13 protein-coding genes, 1 tRNA gene and 1 other RNA gene are annotated in these 13,014 nt (G+C 27.0%); 6 read left to right on the top strand and 9 right to left on the bottom strand.

Annotated features, from left to right (window positions below):
* Window positions 1–127: 127 nt before the first annotated feature.
* Window positions 128–213, top strand: a tRNA-Leu gene (locus I4U66_RS00180).
* Window positions 214–258: 45 nt separating this feature from the next.
* Here I4U66_RS00180 and I4U66_RS00175 read toward each other — a convergent pair.
* The 3 genes from I4U66_RS00175 to I4U66_RS00165 form a co-directional block, all read right to left on the bottom strand.
* Window positions 259–1,137: a metallophosphoesterase gene (locus I4U66_RS00175; protein ID WP_092927296.1), complete on the bottom strand. Its 879-nt coding sequence runs from the start codon at window positions 1,135–1,137 to the stop codon at window positions 259–261.
* A gap of 64 nt (window positions 1,138–1,201) precedes the next feature.
* Window positions 1,202–1,384: a hypothetical protein gene (locus I4U66_RS00170; protein WP_092927298.1), complete on the bottom strand. Its 183-nt coding sequence runs from the start codon at window positions 1,382–1,384 to the stop codon at window positions 1,202–1,204.
* 53 nt (window positions 1,385–1,437) lie between these two features.
* On the bottom strand, window positions 1,438–2,145 hold the full coding sequence (locus tag I4U66_RS00165) for a hypothetical protein (protein WP_092927300.1): 708 nt from the start codon (window positions 2,143–2,145) through the stop codon (window positions 1,438–1,440).
* A 199-nt stretch (window positions 2,146–2,344) separates the two neighbouring features.
* Between I4U66_RS00165 and I4U66_RS00160 the strand changes: the two genes are divergently transcribed.
* Window positions 2,345–3,250: a selenium metabolism-associated LysR family transcriptional regulator gene (locus tag I4U66_RS00160; RefSeq protein ID WP_092927302.1), complete on the top strand. Its 906-nt coding sequence runs from the start codon at window positions 2,345–2,347 to the stop codon at window positions 3,248–3,250.
* A gap of 51 nt (window positions 3,251–3,301) precedes the next feature.
* Here I4U66_RS00160 and I4U66_RS00155 read toward each other — a convergent pair whose 3' ends face one another.
* Genes I4U66_RS00155 through pdxR form a run of 3 tightly spaced genes read right to left on the bottom strand, consistent with a single transcriptional unit; the run spans window position 3,302 to window position 6,434 of the window.
* The gene (locus I4U66_RS00155; protein WP_092927304.1) at window positions 3,302–4,696 is read right to left on the bottom strand and encodes an aminopeptidase; all 1,395 of its coding nucleotides are present in this window, start codon (window positions 4,694–4,696) and stop codon (window positions 3,302–3,304) included.
* A gap of 39 nt (window positions 4,697–4,735) precedes the next feature.
* Window positions 4,736–4,954: a DUF896 domain-containing protein gene (locus I4U66_RS00150; RefSeq protein WP_195928293.1), complete on the bottom strand. Its 219-nt coding sequence runs from the start codon at window positions 4,952–4,954 to the stop codon at window positions 4,736–4,738.
* Window positions 4,955–5,012: 58 nt separating this feature from the next.
* Entirely contained in the window at window positions 5,013–6,434 is a 1,422-nt protein-coding gene (gene pdxR, locus I4U66_RS00145; protein WP_092927308.1) for a MocR-like pyridoxine biosynthesis transcription factor PdxR, read from the bottom strand.
* 108 nt (window positions 6,435–6,542) lie between these two features.
* Between pdxR and I4U66_RS00140 the strand changes: the two genes are divergently transcribed.
* Genes I4U66_RS00140 through I4U66_RS00130 form a run of 3 tightly spaced genes read left to right on the top strand, consistent with a single transcriptional unit; the run spans window position 6,543 to window position 9,370 of the window.
* Window positions 6,543–7,337 carry a histidinol-phosphatase HisJ family protein gene (locus I4U66_RS00140; protein ID WP_092927310.1) on the top strand — a complete coding sequence of 265 codons (795 nt, stop codon included), beginning with the start codon at window positions 6,543–6,545 and terminating at the stop codon, window positions 7,335–7,337.
* Between the two features lie 50 nt (window positions 7,338–7,387).
* Window positions 7,388–8,725: a polysaccharide biosynthesis protein gene (locus tag I4U66_RS00135; protein ID WP_092927312.1), complete on the top strand. Its 1,338-nt coding sequence runs from the start codon at window positions 7,388–7,390 to the stop codon at window positions 8,723–8,725.
* A 9-nt stretch (window positions 8,726–8,734) separates the two neighbouring features.
* Window positions 8,735–9,370 (top strand): hypothetical protein, encoded by a 636-nt coding sequence (locus tag I4U66_RS00130; RefSeq protein WP_195580832.1) that lies wholly within the window; start codon window positions 8,735–8,737, stop codon window positions 9,368–9,370.
* 42 nt (window positions 9,371–9,412) lie between these two features.
* Here the strand turns inward: I4U66_RS00130 and I4U66_RS00125 are convergent, their stop codons facing one another.
* Window positions 9,413–10,534 carry a hypothetical protein gene (locus tag I4U66_RS00125; protein ID WP_195236803.1) on the bottom strand — a complete coding sequence of 374 codons (1,122 nt, stop codon included), beginning with the start codon at window positions 10,532–10,534 and terminating at the stop codon, window positions 9,413–9,415.
* Window positions 10,535–10,711: 177 nt separating this feature from the next.
* Between I4U66_RS00125 and I4U66_RS00120 the strand changes: the two genes are divergently transcribed.
* Window positions 10,712–11,722 carry a hypothetical protein gene (locus tag I4U66_RS00120; protein WP_092927318.1) on the top strand — a complete coding sequence of 337 codons (1,011 nt, stop codon included), beginning with the start codon at window positions 10,712–10,714 and terminating at the stop codon, window positions 11,720–11,722.
* Between the two features lie 37 nt (window positions 11,723–11,759).
* Here I4U66_RS00120 and ssrS read toward each other — a convergent pair.
* Window positions 11,760–11,944, bottom strand: a non-coding RNA gene (gene ssrS, locus I4U66_RS00115) — 6S RNA.
* An 83-nt stretch (window positions 11,945–12,027) separates the two neighbouring features.
* Entirely contained in the window at window positions 12,028–12,810 is a 783-nt protein-coding gene (locus I4U66_RS00110) for a hypothetical protein (protein ID WP_195581162.1), read from the bottom strand.
* Window positions 12,811–13,014: the final 204 nt, after the last annotated feature.

Raw genomic sequence — 13,014 nt, 5'->3', positions numbered from 1 at the left:
TCTAGTATAATAGTTATTATATACCACTCTTATACTATTTATATTACCATAATATTAAAAGTATATTAACCATAAATATATTGCAAACGTTTCATTAAGTTGCTACAATATTTATATACTAATACTTGCCGAATTGGTGGAATGGCAGACACGACAGACTCAAAATCTGTTGATAGTATTATCGTGTGGGTTCGAGTCCCACATTCGGCACCATTTAAGTTCTAACTATAACAGTTAGAACTTTTTTATTTATAAGTACTATTTTTTTGACTTTAAGTTTATTTGTACTATTTCAGGCTTACAATTTATTCTTATTACTACCTTAGAACCGCCTAATCCTTTACTTAAAATCATCTTAGATCCATTAAGATTATATTCACCTAAATCGTATTTTGGGAAAAACTCTCTATTTGGTGAAAGCACCCCTCCTATTTTAGGTATCCTTACTATTCCTCCATGAACATGTCCTGAAAGTACCAAATCTGCTCCCCAATTAGAATAATTTTCAAAAAAGAATGGATTATGAGCAAGTAATATATTGTAGCTATTTTTATCTATTTTACCTAAACTTTCATCCATGAAATTTTTATCTAAAGCTTTATTTTTATTTCTATAGTTACTGAAAAAATATGGATAATATTCTAGCGGTACTACTACCCCATATAAATTTATATAACTACTTCCTTTATTAACTTTTATCTTATCATTATCTAGATCTATTATGTCTTTATCTTTAAGTAATCTAAAATATTCTTTATATTCTTTTTTATATTTCTTATTAAGAGATTTCTGCTCGTGATTTCCAACTACATGGACTACTTTATATTTACAAGATATATAATCAATTAAGTCTAGAGCCACTTTAAAATTATCTTTTTCTCCATCTACTAAATCTCCAGTAATTACTATTATATCTGGATTTATTTTGTCTATCTCTTCTATAAGTTTTATATTACCTTTTCCAAATGTTTTATTATGTAAATCACTAATTTGTAATATTTTATAATTATCAAATTCTTTAGGTATCTTTTCATCTTCTATATTATATTCTATTTTTTCTAATGTAGTTGCTTCTCTTTTTAAAAATTTATATGTAATACCAACTGCTATGCCTGTTATTAATATTTCACTTATCATTGATTTACCTTCCTTGTCTAAATTTAAAAGAGCGACTAATTACAAATTAATCGCTCCTTTAAGCTTAATCCTTTTTCTTTACTTTGCTATAAAGTTTTGATGTCTTAGTCCTATTGCTTCCACTATCTTTTGCTCCTATATGAAGACCATCTTTTATCCCTAGTTCTGATCCATGCTCTGAAAGCATGTTTCTCCTTTCAGATTTGGTCTTAGGTCTATCTTTTAATCTATTTTTATTGTTATTCATTATTACTTCCTCCTAAATACTTAGTATTTAGGATTAATTTAACCAAAAAAAACTTATTTATTATCTAAATATTGCTTTAATATATTAACAAGTTTTTCTTGATTAATGATTTTTATATCCTCTATCTTATTTTCTTTGCTAAAAATTACTAGTAATTTAATCTCTCCGCTACTTTCAACTTCATACAAATCTATATTTCTATTACCTGCCTTGCTATATGCTTCTAAACTTGGGGATTTATCACCAAAGTATTCATATACTAACCTTGTATCCTTTCCTATGAAATTGTTAATATCTATTTTTTCTACACTGCTTAATGATATAGGTAATGCATAATTATATCTATCTACAATTATATCAGCACCATCATTAATATATTTTTCATTTAAATCTTCTTTAGATATCTCATAGGTTTGTACTTCTACAACATGATCATCTCTTAAATTTATATATAAAGCACTCTTATCTAACTTATTACCTTCAGTATATTTTGGATATATAAGCCTTTTATCCCTTATTTCCCTTGGATTATCCGAGTCTATGTAATAAGTCGTACAATATGGTTTCCCCATATTTTCTATAACATATTCATAGTCTTTATTCATTATCTCATTAACATTATTTTGAACCTTCGTCATCATCCTATGTTTCATTTCTTCATTAGGTAGGCTTTCATTTGTATTAATATTCTCGCTCTTACTACATCCCGTTACAAATGCACTAATGATAATGATGCTATATAATAATTTCCGTAGCTTCATAAATTAGTCCTCCTTTTGTTTATTAACACTTATTTTTTCCGATTTTATTTTACACATAATTATTCTAGTCTATCATTTATATGATTATATACTATTTATATAATAATAATAATACTTTTATGTATTTTGTAATGATTTTGTAACAGGTCATTTTTATACTATGCTATAATACTTATAAACAATATAAGGAGGTTTTGTCTTGGATTTTAAGCAATTGGAAGTGTTTGTTGCAGTTTGTAAGTATGAAAGTTTTTCTAAAGCTGCGAAGGAATTATTTTTAACTCAACCAACAGTTAGCTCTCATATTAATAACCTCGAAAAAGAACTCGGTACTGTTCTTATAAATAGAAATAATAAGAATTTAACTTTAACAAAATCAGGAGAAATACTTTACAATCATGCCATATTAATATTAAATAATTGTAAAAAAGCAGTTTATGATATAAAAGAGTATTCCGAAAAAATAGAGGGTATTATAGATATAGTTTGCAGTTCTATCCCTGAATCTTATATTATTCCTAATTTTTTAAATAATTTTTCTAACCAATTTAAAGATGTTAAGTTTAATATTAGTCACTATGACTCTAAGTCTGCAATTTCAGAAATCTTAAATGAAAGAATAAGTTTCGGACTTGTTGGTTCAAAATCTAACAACCCACAAATTGAGTACATAGATTTAATGGATGATGAGTTAGTCCTTATAACTCCTTTAGACGTTGTCCTTCCTAATTCTAATGGATTTATAGATATTGATTTATTATATTCTCTTAAGTTTATTATGAGAAAAGAAGGTTCTGGAACTAAAGATTTAATTATAAATAAGCTAAAATCTAATAATTTCGATACGGACAAACTAGATGTAATAGCCCATCTTGAATCTAATGAATCTATAAAAAAACTTGTACAATCTGGTCTTGGAGTTTCTTTTGTATCATATATATCTTGCATTGATGAATTAGAATCTAAAAAACTGAACATCTATAGAGTAAAAAATATAGAATTTAAAAGAAAGTTTTATTTTATTTATTCTAGAAAAAAAGTTTTTTCACCTTTAGAAAATAAATTTTTAACAGGACTATATAAATATTTCAATATAAAAAGATAGACCAAAATAAAAGGTCTATCTTTTTTAATAGTCAATTACTTCTAATATTACTTAAAGGTTTATGTTAAAGAATGCTTTATATCCTTTATACATCTCATATATATCAACTTTAGAAACTATTTCATATGGAGCATGCATATTTAACACACCTACTCCACAATCTATAACCTCAGCACCATAGTTTGCTAATATATAGGCAATAGTTCCACCACCACCTTGGTCTACTTTTCCAAGTTCAGCAGTTTGCCATACAACTTCGCCTTGGTTGAATATTCTTCTTACTTCTGCCATAAACTCTGCATTAGCATCATTGCATCCGCTTTTTCCTCTTACACCTGTATATTTGCTTAAAACTATACCATGTCCCATGTATGCAGAATTTCTCTTATCATACACCTCTGGGAAATTAGGATCATATCCTGCAGATACATCAGCCGATAATACCTTAGTATTTGCCATAGCTCTTCTTACTCTTAAGTTACAATAGTTTCCTTCTAAAGCTATAAGCTCTGCTACTGTATTTTCAAAGAATTTAGAGTGCATACCAGTATTTCCTTGAGACCCTACTTCTTCCTTATCTACACATAATGCTACTGCACAGTATTCAGGTTCAGTAGTTTCTATTAAGGCTTTGACAGCACCGTATGAACAAACTCTATCATCATGCCCATAAGCTAATACCATAGATTTATCAAATCCTAAGTGACGAGCACGACCAGAAGGTACTATTTCTATTTCAGCACTTAAGAAGTCTTCTTCTACCATATTGTATTTTTCATTTAATATCTTTAATACATTTTGTGCTACAGTTTCTTTTTCTTCGCCTTCAAGCGGCATATGACCAACTAGTAGGTTAAGTCCTTCTCCAGTTATACCTTCAGAAAGTTTCTTTTGCATTTGATCTCCTGAAAGATGTACTAGTAAGTCAGTTATACAAAATACTGGATCTTCTTCATCTTCACCTATACATATATCAATTTTTTTACCATCATTTAGGATAACTACTCCATATATTGAAAGTGGTATTGCTGTCCATTGATATTTTTTTATTCCTCCATAGTAATGAGTTTTAAAAAGTCCTAGATTAGCTTCTTGATATAGAGGGTTTGGTTTTAAGTCAATCCTTGGAGCATCTATATGACCACCTACTACTTTCATACCTTCTTCTAAAGATTTTTTACCCATAACAAACATAGCTACTGATTTATCTTTATTGACTGCATATATTTTGTCTCCTGGATTTACCTTTCCTTTTTGTATAGCTTCCTCTAGTGATATGTATCCATTTTCTTTTGCCATATTTACTATTTCTCTAGCAGAGGTTCTTTCTGTTTTTCCTTTGTCTAAAAATTGCATGTAATCTTTAGAATAAGACATTACATCTTCTATATTATTTTTACTTCTTTCAATATCCCATGCATTTTTAGCTTCATACTTTAAATTCATATTGCCCCTCCTTAAGTAATTATTAAATTTATATTATATTTAGTTTTGACTATTTTGGTTATTTTTCATATGCTCGTCGCATTCTTCTTTTGATACTACCTTTATATTATCTAATCTAGATCTAAAGTGCGCTCTAAAATGTTCTAGATATTCTTTTCTTAATCCTTCTCTTTCTATAGTTTCTTCTTTTGTTAATCCTTCTGCTTTATTCTTTTTAGCTAATTCATTTATTCTGTCTAGTTTCTTTTGATCAAACATTATTTCATTCTACTTAAAATAAATTTATTTTAAGTATTCTCCTTTCTATTTTCTTGTCTTAATAAAAAAATTTATTATTTTTTATTGTTATATTATCTTTATATTTATAAAGAAATTCGTCTAAGTTATCACTTATTATAGATATTCCCTTTTCTATATCTTGTATACTTGCCCTAGCTATATTTATCCTAAAAAACCTATCATCTACTATATTATCAAAAAAGTAAGTTCCTGGAAGAACAGATACTCCTTTATCTAATAAAAATTCTGTTAAGTCATGTGATAAATAGCCTCTTGGTAGTTCTATAAAAAAGTTAATACCTCCACTTCCATTTCTTATCTTTAGTCTATCGCTTAATTTATTATATATCAACTCTTTTGCCAAATTATATTTTTGTGTATATTGACTTTCCACACCTTTAAGATATTCATCCCAATTAAAGTTTTCCATATAATAATACATTGATTTTTGAATCAAACCTGGCGTTGATATATCAGATGAGTACTTAGCCCAAAGTACCTTTTTTAGTAATTCACTTGGAATTTCAACTATACCTATTCTAAGTCCAGGCATAAATATTTTAGAAAAACTTTTTATGTATATAACCCTATTTTTATCATCATAACTCTTTAATGGTTTATTATCAAGAGAATTAAATTTAAAATCACTTATAAAATCATCTTCTACTATATAAAAATCATATTTTTCAGCTAGTTCTATTAGTTTTTTCTTTTTATATGTAGAATATGATATGCCTGTTGGATTTTGAAAATTTGGCATAGTATATATTATTTTAGGCTTTATCTTTTCAAGTTTAAGTTTTAATACCCCTATGTCGATTCCATCATCTAACATAGGTATTGATATTATCTTTGCTCCTCTACTCTTAAATACTTCTATAGCTCCATTATAAGTTGGCTCTTCAACATATACTACATCTGAGTAATTTATAAGACCTTTGCAAACAATGTCTATACCTTGCTGAGCTCCTGATATTATTTGTAGATTATCCTTAGTTGTATTTATGTCTTTATTATGTAGATATTGTGCTATTTTTTCTCTTAATGGTTCATATCCTAAACCTTCATCATATTCGAATATAGTGCTTCCTTCATTAGTCAAGGCCATATTTATAGCCTCTTTAAAATCATCTATTGGAAATATTTCTGTAGAAGGATTTCCTGTATCAAAACTTATTATACCTTCTTTTCTTTGTATAGTACTTGAACTTTCTTGATTTATAGATGTAGCAAAAGTTCCACTTCCCATACTTTTATTGACATATCCTTCTTTTTCTAATAATTCATATGCTTTTACTATTGTCGTATTATTAACCCCTATTAACTTTGCTAACGTTCTTATTGGCGGTAGCTTTTCATATTCCTTTATTTTATTTTCACATATAAGTCTCTTTACATGATTATATATTTGTAAATATTTAGGACTATCTTTGATTAAATCTAAGTTATATTTTTCCATACTATCCCCACTTGCTTCTTTGATATTATCACTTGATGGTTATTACTATATTTGATAAGATTTATTATGTATATAATACCAAAATTTTATCAAAAAGGGGAAGTTTTTATGTTTTATGATTACCATATGCACTCAAGTTTCTCAAATGATAGTAAGACCGATATGGAAGATATGATTAAAAAATCAATAGACTTGGGTCTTAAAGAAATATGCTTTACAGATCATGTTGATTATGACCTTGCAAATGATTTTGATTGGGGTATTGATTATGATAAATACTTTGAAAAATTAGATTTCTTTAAATCTAAATATGCTAATCAAATATCTATAAAAAAAGGTATAGAACTTGGTCTTCAAAAGCAAATAATAACTAAGTGCAGTAATGATGCTAATAAATATCCTTTTGACTTTATAATATGTTCTTTACATGCTATAGATAGAATTGACTTATATTTTGGCGAGTTTTTTAAAGATAAAACTCAACATCAAGCTTATGAAGCTTATTTTAAAGAACTATATAATATTGTTAAAAACTACAAAGACTATTCTGTATTAGGACACCTAGATCTAGTTAAAAGATATGGAGATTATAAAAATATTTTAGATGATAGCTTATTTTCAGATATAATAGAAGCTATATTAAAACAAGTTATACAAGATGGAAAAGGAATTGAGATAAATACATCTTGTTATAGATATAATCTTCCTGACTTAACACCTTCAAGAAGTATAATAAATATGTATAAAGACTTAGGTGGTGAAATAATAACTACAGGATCTGATTCTCACCATCCATCTCAAATAGCATATCAATTTGATTATATTTACTCTTATCTAAAAGAAGTAGGATTTAATCATGTATGTAAATTTACCAATATGAAACCTGAATTTGTAAATATATAATTATTTTTTCACCTCCTTATGAATATATTTAAACATAAGGGGGTGATTTATTGAGAATACCCAATCTTATTTTTTCTACAGCCGTGTTGTTTATTTCCAACTTAATAGTTAGGGTAATTGGTTTTTTATATAAAATATTTTTATCAAGGTCAATTGGTGAAATTGGTCTTGGAATATACCATATATTATTTAATTTCTTAATGATTTGCTTAGCTTTAACTACTACAGGTATACCTACTACTTTGAGTTGTTTAGTTGCTAATAAAAAGGCTCTTAATGATAAACACAATAGCAATGTATTGTTTATATCTACACTTTATGTAGCATTTTTTATATCACTTGTGATTTCTCTTATAATAGCTTTTAATGCCCGTTTTTTGTCATTAAAACTATTAAAAGATGCTAATTTAAGTTTATTAATTTTATCTATCTGTCCAGCAATAGTCCTTATAACAGTATCAAATATATTAAGAGGATACTACTATGGTTTGAAGGAAGTCGTAGTTCCTGCTATAGGGCAAGTTCTAGAGCAATTAAGTAGAATATTTTTCGTAGCTTTAACTATTTTATTTATAAATAATAAATCTTTTAATTGTTATATTGCACTTTTAGGTATTTCTATTGGAGAAGCCATAAATATATTATATATATCAATTTGCTTATATAAAAACTCAAATTTATATAATACCTATACTATAAAAATAAAGGATTTTTACAATGCTTCTATAGAAACTATTAAAATGTCTATTCCTATAACTTGCAATCGTATGTCAAATATATTACTTCATTCTTTAAGCTCTATAATTGTTCCTTCTAGGCTAGTCTTATCAGGCATTAGCTATAGTCAAGCATTAAGCATGTATGGTGTTATAAATGGGATGGTTATGCCTTTTATATACTTACCATTTACCTTAGGTTCTGCATTAATTGTAAACTTGATACCTAGTATATCCCAAGAAATGTCACTTGGTAGATACAAAAGGGTAAAAGAAAAAATTAATTTTGCTATGCTTTTAACTCTAGGTGTAGGAATATTTTCCTCAGTATTTTTTTATACATTTGGTGAAAATTTATGTCTTTTAGTATATGATAATGAGCTTGCAGGTACTTACTTAAAATCAATGTGGTTAATCCCTCTATTTATGTCTTTAAATCAAACACTATCAGGCATACTTCATTCTATAAGGAAAGAGGTAATTTCAAGTTTAATTACTATTTTTAGTATGTGTATTCAGCTATTTGGAGTATATTTACTTACTCCTCTACCTAATCTAAATATTTATGCATATATCTATACAACAACTTTAATGTCATTTTTCACATGTATATTACATATTTTTGTTGTTATCAAAACTTTAAAAAACTTTTCTAAAAATATTAAATCTTAGGAGGTTATTATGAAAAATATTAATCCATTTTATATATATACAGATAAAAATGTTTTATATATTAAAAATATAAATGGGCAAACAGAAAGATTATCTAACAATATACATTCTTATTGCGCAACTATAGATAATTCTAGTAATATACATATCTGTGCACTTGACACTAGGGGTAGATTAAATCATTTTCTCAAACACAATGGCTCGTGGAAAAAAAAATCTATTTTGAAAGCCCTTAATACTACAAAAAATATTAAGGATATGAGATTGTATTCTATCGATGATTCTTTAAATGTTTTTATCATCGAAAAATACCCTCTTTCAGATAATTTGCATAAGCTATCTCACTTTAACTTTGATGTACCTAATTATCGATTATCTAAATATATAATTGATAATGTTCTAAAAGATAATGGATACTTTTATAAACTTGATATTGATGATTTTTCAAATATAGTACTAGAATATAAACCTTCTTCATCTTCTGATAGAACTACATCTAAACTTTTTTTTAATAGTAGTTCTAAACAATGGTCTAAATCTAATATTGAAAATACCATTCATTCAAGTAGATGTTCAAATGAAAGTAAAACAACTATAAAAGATGATATCTTTGAATATTGTTATGGGATAACATATAAAATATGAAAAAGAGCTATCTAAAACAGATAGCTCTTTTTCATTTATATACTATTCTCCACAACTTCCAAAGTCGCAAACTTTAGAGAATGTATCTACAACTCTTGGTTGCACACCATTTGGTGAAGTTAAAACAACTAGTTGCTCATTAATTAAAGTACTGACATTATTTTGTAAGCAAAGTATTAAATCTATATCATTTGGTATGCTTAATTCACAATGACATTCACAATCATCATGATCTATACAGCTTAGTAAAGCTTTTCCGATACAATCTACTGTTAAATGTGTTTGGAATTCTTGTCTTAATGTAAATCCTCTTCCATCTGATGGTACACCTATTGGTGCTGATAATGTATTAAATAAGAATTCAACATCACGGCATCTCTTAGATTGACCTCCATGGCATTTTACAGCAGGAAATGCAAAAGCTATAAATTCTGTGCATCCGCATCTTCCTCTTAATTCTAGTACTAAATCTTCTACAAGTACACTTAATCCTTTTTGTTTATATACTACTGATTGTCCTTTTCCCCTATTACAACATCTTCTATGTGTTTCTCCACATACTGCATATTCAAAAGTAGTTTCACATCTTTTTCCTACTGTTGGTTCTAACGGTTCTATATCAAAATCTTCTAAAGTTGTCATTCCTGTATTTATTATTATTCCATTATGGTTTATACAAATTTTTTCTATTTCTACATTTACTTGACCTACTCTAGGTATTGGACCATTTATTTCTACTAATTCAACATCAAATACTAATGGAGCACCATTTGGAGCTGTTGCATCTGTAAATGTTTGAAATACCATAGTATCAAATATCCTATTGGCCTCAATTGCAACTGGTACACTGTTTGATACATTAAATCTTGGTGGATTTATAGGACCAAGACACTCAGGTCCACATTTATTTTTTATACATGTATCAGCATCTGGTTCACAAGGCTCACAGCACTGTGGTTCTGGATGACATACACACTCGCACTCGCACTTCATATTGTGGTTACAATCTGAATGTTTATCACAGTTTGAGTCTTTTTTACATCCACATCCTCTAGTTAAATCATCATCTACTTCTTGACTTACATGTTCTTCTAAACAGTCGTTTTCCATTTGATCTATATGCTGATTAGGAACTCTTTTTCTATTTCTTTTTAAATCTTGCATATAATGTCCTCCCCTTAAATGAATTATTGTTAATATTCAGCTTTTCACGCTTAATAAATATTATGCATTTAACTTATGATTTGTTACTTACTTGTACTTCTATTTACTAAAACTAGAATAATTTTCTATTATGACAATATACATTTAATATGAATTAATTTACAGGGAGATGATTTTTTGGGTTTTGTTAATGATTGCCATACAATAATTAGACGTTCTAACAAGGATATATTTAGATTTAGAACATCTAATGTTTTAACTTATGATTATTTTGATACCTATAGTAATCTGATCAAATCAACATATATTACAGATAAACCTTTAGATTTTACCAAGTTTTATTTTAACCTAGATAATAATGATAACATATATGGTATTTACATAGATGATAGCTTAAAATTAGTTGATATAAAAAATTCTGAAACTACATTTACTAATTTTGATGTGTTTACTTATAATAGCAATAAGTTTACTTTATTATTTCCTTATATTAAAAAATTAGATAATGAAATTCATATTTTATACTATGTTTATAGCAATGATAGCGGTAATATTTGTGCACTTATTCACCATCATAAATTAAATGGTGTTTGGACGGAAAATAAAATAGATTTTATAAATAATACTATTTTAAATAATTTCACAGTGATTTGGATTCAAAACTCACCTACAGTTTTTTACCTAAACCTCGTAAACGGATTTGAAGAAGTTTTTATGTCAAAGTTTAATTTAAGTACTTCAACTTGGTCTAAGCCTTCTCAATTAACTAATACAAGAAAAAATAAAATATACTTATCTGTATTAAAAGATAGCCTAAACTTTTGTCATATAGTATTTTGTGAAAATGTTGATAATGGGTATGCTGTTAAATATATAAATGGTTATTTAATGGATAATAAACTAGATATTAATATATCTAAATATATAACAGGTTCTTCATCCTGCATGTATCCAAGTATTATGAAATTTAAATCTGATATATATATTATGTGGGTTAACTATAATAGATTACATACATCTATTTCAAATGATTTAGGAAAGACTTGGAGTGATCATAAGATTGATGAGTTTAGTTTAGAGGAAGAGTTTACTAGATCTTTATTTTACTCTAATTATAAATATGACTTAGATTACAATACAACTTCAGTATTTACTACTTTTGATGACATAGGTATATTGGGATTTTAAATTAAAAGAGTGTTGCTTTTGCAACACTCTTTTAATTTAAAATCCCGAAACACCGTTAGCTTACGTAAATTCATACCCGAGATACTCCCAGGTGGGTGACCTGCCAATAACTTTTAACTTCCCAGTTAAAAACTAGGCTTGTTATCCATCATTAGACTTAGTCTCCCTTATAACATTTGTCGGTTGAATTTAAATAAGCAATATCGTATGCTTCAGGATTTTATATACTTATTATATAACAAAATCAGTAATTTTAAAAGTAGTTTTATATAGTAATTAATGAAATATTAAGATATATTTCCATATTATTCATCTAAATCATCTATGTACTCACAAAAGTCGTCATCATCTTCATTAAAATCATCATATGCATCATATTCACTATCATAACTATAATATTTTTTATCATCTTTATCATCATCGACTCTTAAAAGGCTTCCCAATAATTTTAAATTATTCATGCTTCCCAAATTATTTAAACTCGCTAGAGAACTTATACTAAATCCATTTTCTTCTATATCATCTGGTAAAAATAATTCTGCAAATAAATCTATTTTCTTTTTCATATCGATAGCCTTTTCTATAGATTCTTTCCTTTTTTCAGGAAAAACTTCTAAAATTTCCCTAATCATCATATTCTTCTTATCTTCCTCATCCATACATCTAAAAAAGTTTGTTTCTTCTTCCTCGATATCCTCTATTGAACTAAGTTTCTTTATTCCCCTAACTAAGTCTAATACACTCTCAATCTTAACTAAAAACTTTCTTTCATCTTGTGACATATACTTTTTAGTTCTAGTTATTATTTCCATGCCACGCTCTAAATCTTCATCACTTAAATCCATAAGTTTTAAACCTTTATTTATATCATTTATACTAAATGTAATAGAATTATTATTTGAATTATCACTACTCTTTTTTCTTCTTTTTTTATTAACTCTTACTTTTTTTGTTTTATCTCTACTATTTCTATCATTTTTTTGAGTCATATCAATATTTTCCTTAACCCCCTTTGATTTAGCTTTATTTTTATTATCAAATAAGGATAAATCTCCTAATGATATATTCCCGTTACTAAGTGCAATCATTCCAAGTATTAAAAGTAGATTATTCAATAATCGTCACCCCTTAAAATATACTTCTCCCTCATATATATTTATGTTTTATTTGTTATTAGTGTTACTTTTTTTTATTTCGTGTGCATATATATTATCTATAGAAATTTTTATCTAAGATAGAATCTCTTCACATTTTATAATTTTTTCTATATATAAATAGTATGAGAAAAATTC

The sequence above is a fragment of the Romboutsia sp. D33t1_170424_H2 genome (assembly GCF_015669105.1).
Lineage (GTDB): Bacteria > Bacillota > Clostridia > Peptostreptococcales > Peptostreptococcaceae > Romboutsia_C > Romboutsia_C hominis.
This window is presented reverse-complemented; position numbering and strand designations above follow the sequence as displayed.

What these genes read in the sequence shown, in the direction of transcription:
- I4U66_RS00150 (WP_195928293.1), bottom strand. Translation starts at nt 4,954, where the DNA reads ATGTTTGATCAAAAGAAACTAGACAGAATAAATGAATTAGCTAAAAAG.
- I4U66_RS00110 (WP_195581162.1), bottom strand. Translation starts at nt 12,810, where the DNA reads ATGATTGCACTTAGTAACGGGAATATATCATTAGGAGATTTATCCTTA.
- I4U66_RS00165 (WP_092927300.1), bottom strand. Translation starts at nt 2,145, where the DNA reads ATGAAGCTACGGAAATTATTATATAGCATCATTATCATTAGTGCATTT.
- pdxR (WP_092927308.1), bottom strand. Translation starts at nt 6,434, where the DNA reads ATGGAAAAATATAACTTAGATTTAATCAAAGATAGTCCTAAATATTTA.
- I4U66_RS00140 (WP_092927310.1), top strand. Translation starts at nt 6,543, where the DNA reads ATGTTTTATGATTACCATATGCACTCAAGTTTCTCAAATGATAGTAAG.
- I4U66_RS00125 (WP_195236803.1), bottom strand. Translation starts at nt 10,534, where the DNA reads ATGCAAGATTTAAAAAGAAATAGAAAAAGAGTTCCTAATCAGCATATA.
- I4U66_RS00155 (WP_092927304.1), bottom strand. Translation starts at nt 4,696, where the DNA reads ATGAATTTAAAGTATGAAGCTAAAAATGCATGGGATATTGAAAGAAGT.
- I4U66_RS00170 (WP_092927298.1), bottom strand. Translation starts at nt 1,384, where the DNA reads ATGAATAACAATAAAAATAGATTAAAAGATAGACCTAAGACCAAATCT.
- I4U66_RS00175 (WP_092927296.1), bottom strand. Translation starts at nt 1,137, where the DNA reads ATGATAAGTGAAATATTAATAACAGGCATAGCAGTTGGTATTACATAT.
- I4U66_RS00130 (WP_195580832.1), top strand. Translation starts at nt 8,735, where the DNA reads ATGAAAAATATTAATCCATTTTATATATATACAGATAAAAATGTTTTA.